The organism is Paenibacillus sp. Y859, assembly GCF_056786405.1.
In genome coordinates, this window is sequence record NZ_JBXCIZ010000002.1 from 587,385 (window position 1) to 604,630 (window position 17,246).

Below are 17,246 nucleotides of genomic sequence, written 5' to 3' on the forward strand. Positions count from 1 at the left end.
GAGTAATATGAGGAGGGGATCTCTCTTGGAAAAGGTAGATATTTTTAAAGACATTGCCGAGCGAACAGGTGGTGATATATACCTGGGTGTCGTCGGTGCGGTTCGCACAGGTAAATCAACATTCATCAAACGATTTATGGAAACTATCGTACTCCCGAACATCTCAAGTGAATCCGAGCGAGTTCGCGCAGTAGACGAACTTCCGCAGAGTGCAGCAGGAAAAACGATTATGACGACAGAACCAAAGTTTGTACCTAACAATGCGGTGCAAATTAATGTAGCTGAAGGCTTGGATGTGAACATTAGGCTTGTGGATTGTGTAGGGTACGCTGTGGAAGGTGCCAAGGGCTATGAAGATGAGAATGGTCCACGTATGATCTCTACGCCGTGGTTCGAGGAGCCAATCCCGTTTCAGGAAGCGGCTGAGATCGGTACACGGAAGGTGATCCAGGAGCATTCAACATTGGGTGTAGTTGTGACCACGGATGGTTCTATTGCCGAAATCGCTAGAAGCTCATATGTTGAGGCAGAAGAACGAGTTATTGCGGAACTGAAGGAAGTAGGCAAACCATTTGTACTTGTCATTAACTCAACAAGACCTCGCAGCGATGAAGTGCTTCAATTACGTAGTGAATTAGCCCAGAAATATGATATTCCAGTCATATCTTTAAGTGCAGCAACGATGACTGAGGAAGATGTGACTGGTGTTCTTCGTGAAGTTCTATATGAATTTCCAGTTCATGAAGTAAATGTTAACCTTCCAAGTTGGGTTATGGTTCTGAATGATAAGCATTGGTTGCGTAGTAATTACGAGAACTCCGTTCGCGATACGGTGAAAGATATCCGCCGATTACGGGATGTAGACCGAGTGGTATCTCAGTTTATGGATTATGAATTTATTGACAGAGCTGCCCTCAGCGGAATGAACATGGGTCAAGGTGTTGCTGAGATCGATTTGTTCGCCCCGGACGAAATGTATGATCAAATACTGATGGAAGTCGTTGGAGTGGAAATACGTGGGAAAGATCATTTGCTGCAATTGATGCAGGAATTCTCTCATGCCAAGCGGGAATATGATCGCTTCGCAGAAGCGTTGGAAATGGTTAAGACGACAGGTTATGGTATTGCTGCCCCATCGCTTGCAGAAATGACGCTGGATGAACCAGAACTAATACGTCAGGGGTCACGATTCGGAGTACGTTTGAAAGCGACTGCGCCTTCAATTCATATGATTCGCGTGGATGTGGAATCTGAGTTCTCCCCGATCATTGGGACGGAGAAACAAAGCGAAGAGCTGGTTCGCTACTTGATCCAAGATTTCGAGAATGATCCGATAAAGATTTGGGATTCAGACATCTTTGGCCGCTCACTCCACTCCATCGTTCGTGAGGGGATCCAAGGTAAAATTGCAATGATGCCAGATAACGCACGATATAAACTTCAAGAAACGTTAGGAAGAATTATTAACGAAGGATCGGGCGGGTTAATTGCGATTATTCTATAACGAACTAACTAACTAACTAAGATAATTTAGAAAAGCTGTGTGTAGGAGTCAACTCCTACACACAGCTTTTCTACTTTGTGAGAAAGTAGAAGTTCCACTTGATACTCTAATCCTTATATTTCATATTTCAGCTGAAACGGGTGTCTTAGCGCGATACGACACTTACTAAATTCCATGAAGGATTTCAAATTTTGGATGTAAATCAACGGAATATGCATAGAGTGGGATGTTAGAGTTACGAACAATGCTTCGCGTATGAAGGTAGTGAAGATGAGGCTAGAATAGATACAGAAAGTATATCTAATTAGTAGGAAAAGTGAGAGGAAGAGAAAATAGTTGCAAACCTGCTGTTAAAAATGGCGATAACGTTGAAAAGTGGAGTTTTCAGTAATTTAGATGTACTCCATGCAACTAAAGTTAGCTTTAGAGGGATTGGGTTAAATTTAGTTGTACTTATTGCAATTAATAGTGAATGGTGAGGCGGAAGGTAAGTAGTGCTCATTATATTTATAATGTATATGTATGCATTATTTGGAATTCCTACAAAGGACTTCTCTGTGTGGAATCTACGGATTCCATATTTAGAATAAGCATGTGTAAGATATGGATGATTGCTCTCTAGGAGGAGACTGGAAGACAATAATGCAATAATTAGCAGTTTTTGAAGGGTATATTACAAAATATCTATTTAGCGACTTTATCAAATGAAGTATCAGATTAATTATTTTAAATAAACTAATGGAATGTATATTAATTCATGGGTATGCAATTTGTTTATTTCTAAAATAAATAAAAATTGAGGTAATCCAAGGGTATTGGATTAAGTCTAATGATGGCACTAATAGTCATAATTCATCTAATAATACAGCGAATAGACCTAAAACGCTTGATATTATGGGTTCGCTGTATTAGTATGAAAATTGTTCCGTACTCACAGTTAGATACTAAAAAAGGCGATTCTTGTACGTAAATTTGTACGTAAATAGCTATTGTAAAGTATATTTTGCGAGAAAACGGAAACAAAGAATAACAATCGATCTCATTTCTTGCTGGGGAGGTGAATAGAAATGAACAAATCAGAATTGATTTCCCAAGTAGCTGAAATTTCAGAATTGTCGAAGAAGGATGCTACTAAAGCAGTAGATGCTGTATTCGAAGCGATTTCCGTAGCGCTGCAAAATGGCGATAAGGTGCAACTCGTGGGATTCGGGAACTTTGAAGTGCGTGAACGTTCTGCACGTAAAGGACGCAATCCACAAACAGGTGAAGAAATCGAAATCGCTGCGAGCAAAATTCCTGCATTCAAACCAGGAAAAGCGCTTAAAGACGGAATTAAATAAGATTTCTCCAAAATCCATAGAACAAGTGTAAATGATCAAAAGGAAGGTCGTGACGTATGTTCACGGCTTTTTCTTGTCTATATTTCATTTTGTGGGAGGGATAGATTTCATGGAAACCAATAAAGATGACGACTATATTGTTATCAAAGCAAAAGAAAATGGTGTGCAGGTCATCGGGCTCACTCGTGGACAGGATACGAAGTTTCATCATACCGAGAAATTGGATAAGGGTGAAGTGCTCATAGCTCAATTTACTAATCATACTTCAGCAGTAAAGATCCGTGGGAAAGCAGAAGTGTTAACGAAACATGGTAAAGTGGAGAGCGAGAGTTAAAAAGCAGGCATAGCCTGCTTTTTTTGATTGTACAATGAGTTAGGGACTCTAATCGTGATGGCATACGAAAGAGAGTGAAACGATGAAAGGGGCATGTCTGATGAATCGATGGATTGTACTGGCTTGCACATTGTTGCTATGTATAGGGGCCGTAATCTTCCTGCCCAAATTATTAACATTCCAAACCTCACTTGCACAAATGAAAGAGAATATTTCCGTATTTAATCCTCACTTAAGCACAACTTTAAACAACGAGAACTTGGTTGACCGTCTCAGTGCATTACCTTTAACAGTGCCCATAAGTCGAGTGGAATGGAGTGAATCCACTCTGACATTAGATTTGAAAGTCGTGACATCGGAAAGTACAGCGACAGAAATCTATGAGAATATGGCAGAAGCGATTTCTTTTTGTTTCGAACATACGCCTAATGTAGATCGATTAATGCTTAGACTTGTTGCGGAGAATAAGTGGTTGAATTCACGTCATTTACTATTGGCTGCGGATGTGAGTCGAGAGCAGTGGAGTTCGGAGTCGACAGAAGTGTTAAAAAGTAACGGAGAGACGCCGCTTCCAGTTCAATTGAAACAAACTTTCCATATGACCGAAACGAAACTTTGGCAGAATCAGTTTCAGAGACCGTAATCATGAGAGAAAGATAGAATAACCACAGTGCGCGCTGAATTAACATGTGCTATAATAGTCGAGATTGTTAACGAAGAAAAAGTATTAAAGTGTGTATTCAAAAAGTCAGATTTTCAGATCAAAAGATGGCTTTTTGAATAACCACTTAAAGTTATCAGCTCGGAGGCTAATGATGAAATCTTACCGCATACCCCAACTCGCAAGTAGCTACATCGAGTATGACATGATAGAACAATATACGAAATTGCCCAAATTTCCGGATGCTCGTGTTCATTTACTATATATCTTTTTGAATATAGGTAGTCGCAAATCAATTGATCACATAGAGCTCTATGCTATGGTTACATCCTTGATTCAGATGGGACTGGATACACATGAGACGATTGATACAGAACAAGGTAATCAAGCTGAAATTCACATGCGTTCTCGTCAATTGAAAGTGTTGGCAGGTGATTATTATAGCAGTCGCTTTTATCAACTATTGTCTGATGAAGGACAGATCGAAGTAATTACTCAATTGAGTAGAGCCATTTGTGATTTGAATATGATGAAGATGAATTTTTACAGCTCCATGCAAGCACGGGAGTTGACATCAGAACAATATTTGGAACAAAAGGTGCAGCTAAATATGCAGCTTTTTCTTTCTTTTTCACCCATGATAGAAAACTCTTTAAAGGAATCATGGGAAAAGTTACTACGTGAATTCACTCTATGTGAGACCGTGATGATTGAACTCGACCGTAATGCAGGGACTTATCCATATATTGCAAATGAACACTTGTTGAACACTTTACATGAATCGGTTGAACGAGTACAACGTATACGCAATAGCCTCAAAGGGGATGGACAATCCTTATATATTGGAGAGGTATTAGAATCATTCCGGTTATACTTGAATAGTTCTAGAGCCGTTGTAGGAGAGGGGTAATGGGATTGGAACGGAATAGCCCAGGTCAACATGTTGAAACTAATCATAATATTGAGAATGACAAGCCCAAGGAACAGTTCGTACAATCTGTTTTTGAGAGTGTTGCTACGAAATATGACCTAATGAATGATATTTTAAGTTTTCGAAGACATAAATCATGGCGTAAATTTGCGATGGCAAGAATGGATATGAAATCGGGAGAGACGGCTATTGATGTATGCTGCGGTACATGTGACTGGACGCTTAGTTTGGCGGAGGCGAGTGGATCTGGTGAGATCGTAGGATTGGATTTCAGCCCAAGCATGCTTGAAGTAGGACGTAAAAAAGTGAAGAATCATCAACGAAAGGATTCCATTACGTTGGTTGAAGGAAATGCGATGAGCCTACCTTTCGAAGATAACAAATTTGATTATGCCACGATAGGATTCGGATTACGTAATGTTCCAGACCTTGTTCAGGTGCTTCATGAAATGAAGCGAGTGGTTAAGCCTGGCGGAATGGTGGTCTGTCTAGAGTTATCAAAGCCGACTTGGCAACCTTTCAAAGGGATATACTATTTCTATTTCCAAAAAATATTACCAAGTCTAGGTAAATTGTTCGCATCCAGATATGAACAGTATAAATGGTTGCCCGATTCACTTGCTTTATTTCCAGGAAGAGATGAATTGGTAGAAAAATTTCAGCAAGTCGGATTGCAACATGTCGAAGCATATCCCTTAACTGGCGGTATATCAGCGTTACACATTGGGATTAAGGAGAATTAGAATGTTTAAGAAGATTGGTGCTTATCTTGAAATGATTAAAATTGAACATACGTTGTTTACCCTTCCTTTTGCGTTCATGGGAGCCTTGCTCGGATCGGTAACAGTTCATGGGGTACTACCTTCATGGGCACAGATTGGCTGGATTGTAATGGCATTATTTGGTGCTCGAAGTGCAGCGTTCGGATTAAACAGAATCATTGACCAGGTGATTGATAAGAAGAATCCTCGAACGGCTAATCGTGCCATTCCAGCTGGCATATTAAAGACGATGGAAGTGTTCGTGTTTACGATCGTATCCTTCATTTTGTTATTCTGGGCTGCATTTGAGTTAACTCCGCTTTCCGTGAAGTTATTACCTATCGCAGTGTTCATGCTTGTTATTTATTCCTATACGAAACGCTTCACATGGCTCTGTCACGTTGTTTTGGGATTGACTACATCACTGGCAGCATTGGGAGGTTGGGTCGCGGTTACGAATAGTGTGGATTCCAGTGCGTTCATATTTTATATTACTCTTTCATTCTGGACAGCTGGATTTGATATTATCTATGCGATTCAAGATATGGAATTTGATAAAAAAGAAGGAGTATACTCTATTCCAGCACGATTCGGTATTCATACATCTCTTAAGATAGCACGCGTTTTTCATGTAATTACTGCAATCGGATTTATAGCTCTCTACTTTACAGCATCACTACACTGGTGGTATTTGGTAGGGATAATCATTTCATGCGGAATTTTAATTTATGAACATTTCATTCTTTCTCCAAATGATATGAGTAAGCTACAAACGGCTTTCTTTACGATGAACAGTGTTCTAAGTATCGTTGTTTTTACCTTTACCTTGATTGAACTGGTGGTGCAAACCGCTTGAATCAACTTGAGAAGAAGCAGAGATGGGTTGTTGGGATTACAGGAGCTAGTGGCTCCATATATGGCATTAGATTAATCGAAACGCTGTTAGCTAGTGAGATGGATGTACATATTGTTATATCTAATGCTGGCTGGCGCGTGCTTCATGAAGAGTTAGGTTGGAGTAGTACAGATCGTGAAGGTACGCTAAAAGAAAAGTTCGGAAGCTATCCAGCATCATATGTTTATCATCCAGTCGCTGATATTGGAGCGTCGATTGCAAGCGGATCTTTTCAGGTCGAAGGAATGATTATTGTTCCTTGTTCAATGGGCACATTATCTGCTGTTGCGAATGGGTCCTCAGACAATTTGCTAGCTCGTGCAGCAGATGTGATGTTAAAAGAAGGACGACCATTAGTATTAGTACCTCGAGAGACACCACTTCATGCTATTCATTTGGAAAATATGTTGAAGCTTTCGAGACTTGGTGTGAGAATGATCCCGGCTATGCCGGCTTTTTATTTCCACCCAGAAACGATGGACGATCTTATTAATTTTGTTGTAGGTAAGGTGCTTGATAACCTACGCATAGATCATCAATTATTTAAAAGATGGGAGGGATGATCGTGACCTCGCCGGACAATAATAAGACAATCATTGGTACAATTAAATATACGAATGCATGGCCTGTTTTTCATTATTTTGATCCGGATTCATTGCAAGGTCCTGTAGAGATGATTACTGCTGTTCCCTCGTATTTAAATAAGGGTATGAGCGAAGGATCCATTGATATTGGGGCATTATCTTCATTTGCATACGGAGAAATATCCAATAAGTTACTTCTACTGCCAGATTTATCTGTAAGTGCAGATGGGCCCGTACAGTCCATCTTATTATTTTCCAAGGAACCTATAGAGTACATGGTTAATAGTATTATTGCTGTGACAAATACATCAGCGACCTCAACTAATCTGTTAAAGATATTGATGACAAAAGCACTTAAGGGGAGTCCGAAATATATCGCAATGGATCCTGACCTTAAGACTATGATGGACGTTGCAGATGCAGCACTGTTGATAGGAGATCATGCTATTAAGGCGTCTTGGACTGATCACGGGCTATATGTGACGGATATAAGTGAATATTGGAAACAATGGACAGGGCATAGTATGACCTTTGCGGTATGGGCAGTTCATCGTGATACTGCTAAGAACAAACCCGAAATAATACAGGAAATTGTACGAGCTTTGCAGAAAAGTAAGAATCGTAGTTTGTCAGATCTGACTCCAATTATTCTGGAAGCCACGATAAAGATCGGTGGGACTCTGCAATATTGGCGAAAATACTTTGAGAATTTATGTTACGATTATGGTGTACGGCAACGGCAGGGGTTAGAACTATATTTCCGTTATGCGTATGAACTTGGACTGATACAGCATGAAGTACGCATGGAGATGTGGGAAGAGAATAAGCGAATTCGGGTGAAAGAATGAAGAGATTAGATATGTTTGGATTGTTGAAAAAAGATATGGAATACATAGAACAGGAGCTCTACCGCAGCATTAGTGGTGATGAGCTTCTTCACGAAACATCGCTTCATCTTCTCAAGGCGGGAGGTAAAAGGCTTCGCCCTGTCTTTGTATTGCTGGGTGGTAAATTCGGAGAGTACAATCTTGAGAAGCTGATGCGTGTGGCTGTCCCACTGGAACTCATTCACATGGCTTCACTCGTTCATGATGATGTCATTGATGACGCGGATACCCGTCGCGGTCAATTAACAGTTAAATCGAAGTGGGATAATAAAATCGCCATGTATACAGGGGACTTTATCTATGCCCGAGCAATGGAAATTGTAACGCAACTTCCTAATCCTGAGATCCATCAGATACTCTCCAAAGCATTGGTTGAGATGTCCATTGGAGAGATGGAGCAGATTCGAGATTTCTTTCATACTGGACAAAGTGTACGACGGTATATGTTACGGATCCGTCGCAAAACAGCATTGTTGATTGCTGTAAGTTGCCAGCTCGGAGCTGTTGCTGCCGAGGCTGATTCTAAAGTTAGCAACCTTTTATACCGATATGGTTATTATGTGGGGATGGCTTTTCAAATACAAGATGATTTATTGGATCTTTGTGGGACGGAGAAGCAAATCGGTAAGCCGCCTGGAAGTGATATTCGGCAAGGTAATATAACGTTACCTGTGATTTATGCACTACAGGATCCTGATGTGCGTCAGGCGCTGCTTGTTGAAATAGCTCGCATTCATAAACTGAATGGTCAATGCGATGTAGCCAATGCCATTACACTTATCAAGGAAAGCTCAGGGATTCGTCGAGCGGAAGAATTAGCTACACGCTATATCAGTAAGGCGTTGGATGTGTTGAATGAGCTTCCCGATCTCAAAACGAAACGTAATTTGAAAGACATCGCTCACTTCGTGACGAGAAGATCATATTAAAGTTATCTAGGATTGATTTATTGAAAATGGAGAGTGAGATCATGGAACAAACCTTTCTAATGATTAAGCCTGATGGTGTTCAACGTGGATTAATTGGACGTATAGTGAGTCGGTTGGAGGATAAGGGCTTTACCCTTGTGGGATGTAAGTTTGTTCAAATGACTACCAAACAAGCGGAATTCCATTATGCAGAGCATGTAGGGAAGGACTTCTATCCACATCTGGTGAAGTTTATTACTTCAGGACCTGTTTTTGCGATGGTATGGGAAGGCGATGACATCATTGCATTATCTCGTATAGTCATTGGCAAAACGAATGTGAAAGAAGCACTGCCAGGTACGATTCGTGGAGATTTCGCCGCACATACACCTAATAATTTGATTCATGGTTCAGATTCAGTGGAGAGCAGTAAGAGAGAGATTGGAAATTTCTTTGAAGCTCATGAACTTGTGAATTATTCCAAAGGACTAGCGTCATGGATATGAAGAATCAATTACTCGAACCAGGTCATAACCCGGAGAATACAACCGTCGATCCTGACTATATTCATTTTATCGAATCGATCAAGAAATCGACTGGAATCGATCTTTCGCAATATAAAGAAGGACAAATGAAGCGTCGATTAACGACGCTCCGTGTTAAGCATGGGTATGATTCTTTCGAATTATTCTTTCAGGCTATGAAGCAAGATAAGAAGTTACTATATGAATTTCTGGATCGTATGACCATCAATGTGTCGGAGTTCTGGCGTAACCCGAATCGTTGGGAAGTACTGCGGGATACTATCCTACCAGAGCTTGTACTGAGTAGTAGGGGACGTCTCAAAATATGGAGTGCAGCTTGCTCTACAGGAGAAGAGCCTTATACATTAGCTATGATTCTTTCAGACAAGAAGATGCTATCGAATACAACACTTATAGCTACTGATCTTGATGAGGGTGCATTGGAGAAGGCGCGACAGGGGAAGTATCTCGAACGTTCATTGAAGGATGTTCCGAAAGACGTAGCTGCGGCACATTTTAATCAAGAGGGTATGCTGTTTGCAATTCATGATTCTTTGAAGAAATCTGTTCAATTTAAGAAGCAGAATCTGCTATTGGATACATTTGATGACTCCTGTGATCTCATTGTATGTCGTAATGTGATGATCTACTTTACAGAAGAGGCCAAGAATATGCTGTATCATAAATTCGCTAATAGTCTGCGTCCAGGTGGATATTTGTTCGTAGGTAGTACTGAACAGATTTTCTCGCCAGCGCAGTACGGCCTTGAGCCAACAGAAACATTCTTCTATCGTAAGAAAGTGTAAGTTCAATTTCGGAAAGTATTCTGAAAAGGTATATTATGCTGTCCAGATTGCGATACTAATATCCATAGAACATATTGGAGTAAGTGGAGGGATTATCGCAGCATGGATAAACGAAAGGTTATTACAGCCTATCAGCGTGGTTTCATTACGATTCAAGAATGTGGACAAATTCTAGGTTTAGAGCAGGTTCAACTCAAACGATTGATATTTGATTTCGTGGATGATCGTAACCATGTTGAAATTACAGTTCAACCGATCAATAGTTGACTAATCTTTTAGCATAAGCGTCGTATCCTTTGAACGAGAGGAACGACGTTTTTTTTTGAAAATATAAGTAAGTATAAGTTTCACATGAATCAATTTCATAATCGCCGATGCGGCTAAATCGGGTTGCGTAATTATGAAATTGATTCTTAATACTCTAATCTTTATATTTCCGCTGAAACGGGTTCCGTCCTTAAAAAAGGACGGCGAAGCCGTTTCTACTTGTATGTATTTATAAATGAGGATACCCATTCTTGTCAAAGTCTATGTCCTATACTATAATAAGCAAAGATATTATCGGATTTTAGCCATTTACAGTATGAAAGTATAAAGGGGGAAAACAACATGAGTTTACGCTATTTAACAGCAGGGGAGACTCACGGACCCCAACTCACTGCTATTATTGAAGGTCTGCCGAGTAATTTAACATTGGATTTCGAAGCACTAAATTTTCAACTACATCGCCGTCAAAAGGGTTATGGACGCGGAAGACGTATGCAAATTGAGAAAGATACCGCTCAAATTGTAGGAGGAGTTCGGCATGGGTATACGACAGGTGCTCCTGTGGCGCTCGTTGTAGCCAATAATGATTGGACCCATTGGCGGAATATTATGAATATAGAGCCCGTTGAAGGTACAGATGAAGAGAAGCGCCGTGTACACCGTCCACGCCCTGGACATGCGGATCTGAATGGTGGGCTTAAGTATAATCTGAAAGATTTACGAAATGTCCTCGAACGTTCCAGTGCAAGAGAGACAACTGTTCGTGTTGCGTGTGGAGCGATTGCTCGTCAATTTCTAGCAGAGTTCGGGATTAAGATTGCAGGTCAAGTCATTCGAATTGGAGAGATAGAAGCTCCTCCGAATAACTTAACTATTGATGAATTGATTGAACAGACAGAAGCTTCTTCTGTACGAGTAGTAGATGCTGAGACAGAGAAGAAGATGGAAGCCTATATTGATCAGATTAAGGAAGATGGCGATTCTATTGGTGGAATTGTCGAGTGTATTGTCGAAGGAGTACCGATTGGTCTTGGTAGCTACGTCCAATATGATCGCAAGCTAGATGCGAGAATTGCTCAAGGCGTCATGTCTATCAATGCATTTAAAGGTGTGGAGATTGGGATTGGATTTGAAGCAGGAATTCTACGAGGTTCACAAGTCCATGATGAGATTCTATATAATGAGGAACAAGGATATCACCGAGCAAGCAATCGATTAGGTGGATTTGAAGGTGGTATGACGAATGGAATGCCTGTAGTTGTTCGAGGTGTCATGAAGCCTATTCCAACATTGTATAAGCCATTACAAAGTGTTGATATCGATACGAAGGAAGCATTTACTGCTCAAGTCGAACGTTCAGATGCATGTGCTGTACCGGCTGCAAGTGTCGTGATGGAACATGTCGTTGCTTGGGAAATAGCTAAGGCATTCTTGGAGAAATTTGGTGGAGACTCAATGGACGAGATTAAAGCGAATTATAGCCATTATCTTGCTCAATTGGAGAGTTACTAAATATGAGAACAGTGAATGTGGACTTGGGTGAACGTTCGTATCCGATCTATATTGGAACTGGTTTGTTAAGCCGTATAGGTCAGTATTTCAAGGACCATAACATATCTACAAAAAGCCCATTAATGATCGTAACGGATGAGCATATCGCACCACATTATTTAGCTATGGTAGAGAAACTACTATTGGAAGTTGGTTATGTAACGGTATCCAAAGTAGTCAAGGCAGGGGAGACGTCTAAATCTTTAGTTGTCTTTGAAGAAGTCATGACTACAGCTATTGAGGGTGGTCTTGACCGTAACTCGGCGGTTATTGCATTAGGTGGTGGCGTTGTCGGTGATTTAGCTGGATTCGTCGCTGCCAGCTATATGCGGGGAGTTAAGTTCATTCAGATTCCGACAACCATTCTCGCTCATGATAGTAGTGTGGGAGGAAAGGTGGCAGTTAATCACCCACTGGCTAAGAACATGATTGGAGCCTTTCATCAACCGGAGCTAGTGCTCTATGACTTAGATACATTGCAGACTTTACCAGCACGTGAAGTATCTGCAGGGCTGTCTGAGATGGTGAAACATGGACTGATTCTGGATGGAGATTTCGCCAGATGGTGCAGGGAGCATTCTACTGAACTATTGGCACTTGATCCCGAAGCATTAGGATATGGATTAGAACGAGGTTGTTCAATCAAAGCAGATGTCGTATCGCGTGATGAAAGGGAAAATGACTTACGCGCGATCCTTAACCTGGGACATACGATTGGGCATGCGATTGAGGCCGTTGCAGGTTATGGTGAATATTTGCATGGAGAAGCTATTTCGATTGGAATGGCAGGCTCAGCCTTACTTGCTGTTCGTCTAGGCCGTGATGCTAGTATTTATGATGAAACGGTTAGTATGCTTCAATCACTGCGTCTTCCCGTAACGATGGCAGCGCATTTATCTACGGATGATATTATGAACGCCATGAAGCATGACAAGAAATTTAGAGAAGGGCATATGCTCTTTATCATACCTGAGTCGATTGGATCCGTAAGTATTGTGAAGGATATACCGGAACAGCTTGTTCGTGATACGATCGATACTCTTAGAGAAGGAGGGGAAACTCTTGTATAATCGAGGTATTCGTGGAGCAACGAGTGTTACTCAGAATGACGAACAGGAAATACTCCAGGAGACGATGACGCTTCTGCGAGAAATTGTGATTCGCAATGAGATTGAGCCGGAAGATATTTGCAGTGTGTGGATCACGATGACACATGATTTGGACGCAACATTCCCTGCAAGAGCCATTCGTCAACTGGAAGGATGGGATTTAGTTCCTTTAATGTGTTCAGTAGAGATACCTGTTCAGGGGAGTCTACCCCATTGTATTCGCTTTATGATCCAGGTAAATACGGAGAAGAGCCAAAAGGAAATGAAACATGTGTATTTAAATGATGCTCGTAAGCTTCGCCCAGACCTTTCGGGTCAAGGGACTAATTAAATTGAGAGTTCAAAAGATGACTTTTTGAACAATCTATTAAATAATTCGTTTACCGGGTTGTCAAAAGTAATTGGTATCATGTATAGTGTTCTTAGTTGAGTAGAGTAGAGTTTAGTTGAGATGAGTATAGTCGAGCAGAGTCCATATGTTATTTAATTCGGTACTGAATCATATTCTGATTCTAGAACCTACTCCTTAGCGTTAGCTATATGGGATGGGAATCTAGGGTTATAGAATGGATTAGTGACCGGACTCTTTCATATACTTTATGACCAAAAAACCTCTACTTTTGTAGAGGTTTTTTCTTATATTTCTCGCAGTAAGGGGTCTCGTCCCTTAAAGAAATATCGCAATAGTGCGATTTACATGAACAATATAATGAGGGAGGGATGGTCATGATGACCCCTAGTTTAGAACAAGTAATTACACTTTCAAGTCAATATAATTTGATCCCTGTGGTGAAACGTCTTTTATCTGATATGGAGACACCGATTCGTATATTTCAAAGATATGCTCAGCGGGATCATGCATTTCTCTTGGAGAGTGTAGAGGGCGGAAGTCAATGGGGAAGATATTCCTTTATCGGTACCGACCCATTCCTAATGATATCCGGCAAACAAGGTCGTATCGTTCTAGAAAAGAATGGTATCGAAGAGGTCATGAAGGGCAAACCAGTGGAAGAGCTCAAAGCGCTGTTACGTTCTTATCGAAGCCCGAAGCTTGAGGAGATGCCACCATTTACAGGTGGAGCCATCGGATTCTTTGGTTATGATTTGCTTCAATATTATGAGAATTTACCAGCGCATGCTGTGGATGATCTGCATATGGATGATATTCGCTTCATGTTCTGTGATTCTATTATTGTATTTGATCACGTGAAGCAGCAAATTCTATTAATAGGCAACGTGCATGTCAAGGACGGGGATACCGATCTTGATATTTCAGAGGCATACGAAGCGGTTAGTCGTAAGCTAGAAGACGTCGCTGAGCAACTACAAGAACAAGGCCCACGTGAAAATGTGAATCGTCATAGCATTCCACAGGATGTGGAATTGGGTGATATTAAATCGAATATGACCAAAGAACAGTATATTTCGAATGTGGAACAAGCGAAAGAATATATCCGAGCTGGAGATATATTTCAAGTTGTATTGTCCCAGCGTTTTCATATAGAGACAGAAGTATCACCGCTTCATGTATACCGTGTCCTTAGAACATTGAATCCTTCGCCCTATATGTATTATTTAAAAATGGACGAAGAAATTATTGTAGGAACGTCACCTGAAGCACTTGTTAAGGTGGATGGAGGTCGAGTTGAGACTCGTCCTATAGCAGGCACAAGACCTCGTGGGATGACGGATGCTGAAGATCGAGCTTTGGCTGAAGAGCTTATGGCAGATGAGAAGGAACGTGCGGAGCATTTAATGCTAGTCGATCTTGGTCGTAATGACCTGGGAAGAGTATCTGAATTCGGAACCGTGAAATGTGACTCTTTTATGGAGATAGAGAAGTACTCACATGTCATGCATATCGTTTCGAATGTATCAGGTCAGCTACGTGAAGATAAAGATTTCTTCGACGCATTTCTATCTTGCTTACCCGCGGGAACGGTATCAGGAGCACCCAAGTTAAGAGCCATGGAGATTATTGCTGAGTTAGAAAAAGAAGCACGCGGTGCTTATGCTGGTGCTATCGGATATTTGGGCTTCTCCGGAAACATGGATTCTTGTATCACGATACGCACATTAATTTTCCGTAAAGGCAAAGCTTATATACAGGCAGGTGCAGGAATTGTATGGGATTCCGTGCCAGAGAAAGAGTATGAGGAAACGGTTAATAAAGCTAAAGCATTATTAAAAGCAATTCGTACGGCAGAGTTGATGTTTCCTCCTCTGAAGAAAGATGACGATACGATTAATCAAGATTATTTATACTAATTAAATAATATGGAGATGAGCATAGTGGAGAATAGTGCAGAAAAGTTGAGTGTTGTTGGACATGACCGTGTTGAAGTGGATCAAACAGCGTTGATTCAATCGAACCTATCGACCCTGATACAAGGAAATAGCCTTTCAAGACAAGAGGCGCGTCTAGTGATGCAAAGTATTATGGATGGTGCAGCAACGCAGGCGCAAATCGGTGGGTTATTAACAGCGCTTCGCATCAAAGGGGAGACTGTTGAAGAGATTACAGGCTTTGCTGAAGCGATGAGGGGAGCGGGTGCTAGGATGTTGACAGAAAGTGCCCATTTACTCGACACATGCGGTACAGGTGGATCAGGGATTCATAAATTCAATATATCGACGACATCTGCGATTATTTCATCCTCTGTGTCTGTACGGGTAGCCAAGCATGGCAATCGTTCAGCTTCTGGACGTGCAGGAAGTGCGGATGTGTTGGAAGCTCTTGGTGTGAACATTAACATTACAGCTGAACAAGCGAAGCGCTGTTTGGATGAGATCGGGATATGTTTCTTGTTCGCGCAAATTTACCACCCATCTATGCGACATGCTGCGGCACCACGTAAAGAGCTGGGTGTACGAACCGTATTTAACATGTTAGGACCTTTGACCAACCCTGCTGGTGCGGATCGTCAGCTATTAGGAATCTATGATCGGAACATGACAGAGACGATTGCACATGTACTTAAGGAGCTTGGATTAAAGCGTGCTTTGGTTGTCTCAAGCCTAGATGGATTAGATGAGATTAGCATTTCAGCTCCAACTCAAATATCTGAATTAAGAAAAGGTATTGTAACTACTTATGAAATTAATCCGCATGATTTAGGTCTTGAAATGCACCCTCTAGAAAAAGTATTAGGTGGTGATGCAGCTCTGAACGCCGAAATTATTCGATCTGTGCTTCAAGGTGATAAGAGTCCTTACCGAGATATTGTCTTAGCTAACGCTGGAGCTTGTATTTATATATCAGGACTTGCTGATAGTATGGTAGAAGGTGTAAAACTTGCTGCAGATGCGATAGATAACGGTAGTGCTTATGCAAAATTAAATCAATTGATCCAAATGACAGGAGAAGAGTCCCATGTATCTTGATAAAATAGTACTTACTAAGGTAAAAGAAGTGGAAGAGTTAGCGAAAACTTTTAATTTGTCGATTGCCGAAAGAGAAATTGCTAACATGCCTCAGACTAGAGGATTTCAAAGGGCATTGTCCGAAAGAAATCGTAGAGATATGGGGTTAATTGCTGAGGTGAAGAAAGCATCTCCATCCAAAGGGTTAATTCGTCCAGATTTCGATCCTGTAGAGATTGCGTTAGCCTATGAGAAGGCGGGAGCGGACTGTCTATCTGTACTGACAGATGTGGATTATTTCCAAGGTAGTGGTGAATATTTGAGAGCTGTTCGTGAGGCCGTGAAGTTGCCCCTGCTACGTAAAGATTTCATTATTGATGAACGTCAAATCTATGAGGCTCGTCTGTTGGGAGCGGATGCCGTTCTACTTATAGCAAGCATACTGAAGCCTAAGCAAATTTCTTCATTCATCAAGGAAGCTTCAGCACTTGGAATGGATGCGTTGATAGAAGTTCATAGCGCTGAGGAATTGGAACATGTATTAGATTTGGATCAAGCATCATTAATTGGCATTAACAATCGTAATCTTCAGACGTTTGAGACTTCACTTGAGACGACGGCTAAGCTTATTGCTATGATTCCAAAAGGGATTACGAACATCAGCGAGAGTGGGATTTCCAGCATTGAAGATATGAATTACTTAAGACAAGCAGGTACAAATGGCGTGCTGATAGGTGAGTATTTCATGCGTCAAAATGATGTTGGGATAGCTGTGAATGAGTTGATGGGACCACTGGATGAACATATGGAATACCGCTAGC

At 41.1% G+C, this 17,246-nt stretch carries 20 protein-coding genes; all 20 read left to right on the forward strand.

The annotated features are described in order from the left end of the window. Positions 1-25 precede the first annotated feature (25 nt). Positions 26-1,504 carry a stage IV sporulation protein A gene (gene spoIVA / locus AC1TO8_RS07815; RefSeq protein ID WP_482055015.1) on the forward strand — a complete coding sequence of 493 codons (1,479 nt, stop codon included), beginning with the start codon at positions 26-28 and terminating at the stop codon, positions 1,502-1,504. 356 nt (positions 1,505-1,860) lie between these two features. Beyond that, positions 1,861-1,983: a hypothetical protein gene (locus AC1TO8_RS07820; RefSeq protein WP_482055016.1), complete on the forward strand. Its 123-nt coding sequence runs from the start codon at positions 1,861-1,863 to the stop codon at positions 1,981-1,983. A gap of 588 nt (positions 1,984-2,571) precedes the next feature. Further along, entirely contained in the window at positions 2,572-2,844 is a 273-nt protein-coding gene (locus tag AC1TO8_RS07825; RefSeq protein ID WP_438351278.1) for an HU family DNA-binding protein, read from the forward strand. Between the two features lie 109 nt (positions 2,845-2,953). Beyond that, complete coding sequence (gene mtrB / locus AC1TO8_RS07830) at positions 2,954-3,178, forward strand: trp RNA-binding attenuation protein MtrB (protein ID WP_438351277.1); 225 nt, start codon at positions 2,954-2,956, stop codon at positions 3,176-3,178. Positions 3,179-3,278: 100 nt separating this feature from the next. Continuing rightward, a complete protein-coding gene (locus tag AC1TO8_RS07835) occupies positions 3,279-3,821 on the forward strand; it encodes a hypothetical protein (protein WP_482055017.1) in 543 nt (180 codons plus the stop codon). Between the two features lie 169 nt (positions 3,822-3,990). Next, entirely contained in the window at positions 3,991-4,749 is a 759-nt protein-coding gene (locus AC1TO8_RS07840; RefSeq protein ID WP_482055018.1) for a heptaprenyl diphosphate synthase component 1, read from the forward strand. Next, positions 4,749-5,513 (forward strand): demethylmenaquinone methyltransferase, encoded by a 765-nt coding sequence (locus tag AC1TO8_RS07845; protein WP_482055019.1) that lies wholly within the window; start codon positions 4,749-4,751, stop codon positions 5,511-5,513. Before AC1TO8_RS07840 ends, AC1TO8_RS07845 begins: the two co-directional genes overlap by 1 nt. Before the next feature lies 1 nt (position 5,514). Beyond that, on the forward strand, positions 5,515-6,387 hold the full coding sequence (locus AC1TO8_RS07850) for a UbiA-like polyprenyltransferase (protein WP_482055020.1): 873 nt from the start codon (positions 5,515-5,517) through the stop codon (positions 6,385-6,387). After that, positions 6,384-6,989: a UbiX family flavin prenyltransferase gene (locus AC1TO8_RS07855; protein WP_482055021.1), complete on the forward strand. Its 606-nt coding sequence runs from the start codon at positions 6,384-6,386 to the stop codon at positions 6,987-6,989. Before AC1TO8_RS07850 ends, AC1TO8_RS07855 begins: the two co-directional genes overlap by 4 nt. 2 nt (positions 6,990-6,991) lie before the next feature. After that, positions 6,992-7,858, forward strand: coding sequence for a menaquinone biosynthesis protein (locus tag AC1TO8_RS07860; protein ID WP_482055022.1), 867 nt, complete (start codon positions 6,992-6,994; stop codon positions 7,856-7,858). Then, entirely contained in the window at positions 7,855-8,826 is a 972-nt protein-coding gene (locus tag AC1TO8_RS07865; protein ID WP_482055023.1) for a polyprenyl synthetase family protein, read from the forward strand. Before AC1TO8_RS07860 ends, AC1TO8_RS07865 begins: the two co-directional genes overlap by 4 nt. 41 nt (positions 8,827-8,867) lie before the next feature. Then, on the forward strand, positions 8,868-9,311 hold the full coding sequence (ndk, locus tag AC1TO8_RS07870; RefSeq protein ID WP_482055259.1) for a nucleoside-diphosphate kinase: 444 nt from the start codon (positions 8,868-8,870) through the stop codon (positions 9,309-9,311). Further along, positions 9,302-10,135: a CheR family methyltransferase gene (locus AC1TO8_RS07875; RefSeq protein ID WP_482055024.1), complete on the forward strand. Its 834-nt coding sequence runs from the start codon at positions 9,302-9,304 to the stop codon at positions 10,133-10,135. Before ndk ends, AC1TO8_RS07875 begins: the two co-directional genes overlap by 10 nt. Positions 10,136-10,237: 102 nt before the next feature. After that, the gene (locus AC1TO8_RS07880; RefSeq protein WP_482055025.1) at positions 10,238-10,402 is read left to right on the forward strand and encodes a hypothetical protein; all 165 of its coding nucleotides are present in this window, start codon (positions 10,238-10,240) and stop codon (positions 10,400-10,402) included. A 342-nt stretch (positions 10,403-10,744) separates the two neighbouring features. After that, a complete protein-coding gene (gene aroC, locus AC1TO8_RS07885; RefSeq protein ID WP_482055026.1) occupies positions 10,745-11,914 on the forward strand; it encodes a chorismate synthase in 1,170 nt (389 codons plus the stop codon). Positions 11,915-11,916: 2 nt separating this feature from the next. After that, the gene (aroB, locus tag AC1TO8_RS07890) at positions 11,917-13,023 is read left to right on the forward strand and encodes a 3-dehydroquinate synthase (protein WP_482055027.1); all 1,107 of its coding nucleotides are present in this window, start codon (positions 11,917-11,919) and stop codon (positions 13,021-13,023) included. Further along, positions 13,016-13,393 carry a chorismate mutase gene (gene aroH / locus AC1TO8_RS07895; RefSeq protein ID WP_482055028.1) on the forward strand — a complete coding sequence of 126 codons (378 nt, stop codon included), beginning with the start codon at positions 13,016-13,018 and terminating at the stop codon, positions 13,391-13,393. The genes aroB and aroH overlap by 8 nt, the downstream gene beginning before the upstream one ends. Before the next feature lie 395 nt (positions 13,394-13,788). Beyond that, complete coding sequence (gene trpE / locus AC1TO8_RS07900) at positions 13,789-15,330, forward strand: anthranilate synthase component I (protein WP_482055029.1); 1,542 nt, start codon at positions 13,789-13,791, stop codon at positions 15,328-15,330. Positions 15,331-15,405: 75 nt separating this feature from the next. Next, the gene (gene trpD / locus AC1TO8_RS07905) at positions 15,406-16,446 is read left to right on the forward strand and encodes an anthranilate phosphoribosyltransferase (protein ID WP_482055260.1); all 1,041 of its coding nucleotides are present in this window, start codon (positions 15,406-15,408) and stop codon (positions 16,444-16,446) included. Next, positions 16,436-17,245: an indole-3-glycerol phosphate synthase TrpC gene (gene trpC, locus AC1TO8_RS07910; protein WP_482055030.1), complete on the forward strand. Its 810-nt coding sequence runs from the start codon at positions 16,436-16,438 to the stop codon at positions 17,243-17,245. Before trpD ends, trpC begins: the two co-directional genes overlap by 11 nt. Position 17,246 lies beyond the last annotated feature (1 nt).

Excerpts from the sequence above, each read along its gene's own strand:
- AC1TO8_RS07820 (WP_482055016.1), top strand. The coding sequence starts at position 1,861 with ATGGCGATAACGTTGAAAAGTGGAGTTTTCAGTAATTTAGATGTACTC.
- AC1TO8_RS07825 (WP_438351278.1), top strand. The coding sequence starts at position 2,572 with ATGAACAAATCAGAATTGATTTCCCAAGTAGCTGAAATTTCAGAATTG.
- mtrB (WP_438351277.1), top strand. The coding sequence starts at position 2,954 with ATGGAAACCAATAAAGATGACGACTATATTGTTATCAAAGCAAAAGAA.
- AC1TO8_RS07835 (WP_482055017.1), top strand. The coding sequence starts at position 3,279 with ATGAATCGATGGATTGTACTGGCTTGCACATTGTTGCTATGTATAGGG.
- AC1TO8_RS07840 (WP_482055018.1), top strand. The coding sequence starts at position 3,991 with ATGATGAAATCTTACCGCATACCCCAACTCGCAAGTAGCTACATCGAG.
- AC1TO8_RS07845 (WP_482055019.1), top strand. The coding sequence starts at position 4,749 with ATGGGATTGGAACGGAATAGCCCAGGTCAACATGTTGAAACTAATCAT.
- AC1TO8_RS07850 (WP_482055020.1), top strand. The coding sequence starts at position 5,515 with ATGTTTAAGAAGATTGGTGCTTATCTTGAAATGATTAAAATTGAACAT.
- AC1TO8_RS07865 (WP_482055023.1), top strand. The coding sequence starts at position 7,855 with ATGAAGAGATTAGATATGTTTGGATTGTTGAAAAAAGATATGGAATAC.
- ndk (WP_482055259.1), top strand. The coding sequence starts at position 8,868 with ATGGAACAAACCTTTCTAATGATTAAGCCTGATGGTGTTCAACGTGGA.
- AC1TO8_RS07875 (WP_482055024.1), top strand. The coding sequence starts at position 9,302 with ATGGATATGAAGAATCAATTACTCGAACCAGGTCATAACCCGGAGAAT.
- AC1TO8_RS07880 (WP_482055025.1), top strand. The coding sequence starts at position 10,238 with ATGGATAAACGAAAGGTTATTACAGCCTATCAGCGTGGTTTCATTACG.
- aroC (WP_482055026.1), top strand. The coding sequence starts at position 10,745 with ATGAGTTTACGCTATTTAACAGCAGGGGAGACTCACGGACCCCAACTC.
- aroB (WP_482055027.1), top strand. The coding sequence starts at position 11,917 with ATGAGAACAGTGAATGTGGACTTGGGTGAACGTTCGTATCCGATCTAT.
- trpE (WP_482055029.1), top strand. The coding sequence starts at position 13,789 with ATGATGACCCCTAGTTTAGAACAAGTAATTACACTTTCAAGTCAATAT.
- trpC (WP_482055030.1), top strand. The coding sequence starts at position 16,436 with ATGTATCTTGATAAAATAGTACTTACTAAGGTAAAAGAAGTGGAAGAG.